The organism is Adlercreutzia sp. DFI.6.23 (assembly GCF_024462535.1).
GTDB classification, from domain to species: Bacteria; Actinomycetota; Coriobacteriia; order Coriobacteriales; family Eggerthellaceae; genus Adlercreutzia; species Adlercreutzia rubneri.
Genome location: NZ_JANGBP010000388.1, coordinates 1 through 311, shown reverse-complemented (window position 1 = coordinate 311; position 311 = coordinate 1). Strand labels below are relative to the sequence as shown.

At 59.5% G+C, this 311-nt stretch carries 1 protein-coding gene; it reads right to left on the bottom strand.

Annotation, left to right across the window (positions count from 1 at the left end; translation table 11 throughout):
- Positions 1-311, bottom strand: a 311-nt coding sequence (locus NE591_RS13835; protein ID WP_256156931.1) for a plasmid recombination protein, incomplete at both ends; no start/stop codon positions are given.

Here is a 311-nt window from a genome sequence, read left to right as displayed (position 1 = left end):
CACGGACTTGTCCGTGTAAACACGCTGCGCCCGCGTCTCCTCGTCAAGCTCGATTGCAGGGCGGTAGCCCATGCGCCCCTCTAGGTAATCCCCAAGCTCCTTCAGCATGCTCTGGTAGAAGCTGCGGGGGCACAACGGCTTGTAGTTGAACCGTCCATCTAGGATGGGCGTGAACGGCACGTGCATGTGGTCGCGGGCGGGCGTGCCATCCTTCAACACCTCGTCCTTGTGGACGTACCCGCCCATCATGTTCTCGATGGCGAACTTCTTCGACAGGTACCAGTACGTGAGACGGAAGAACCTGTCCTCAT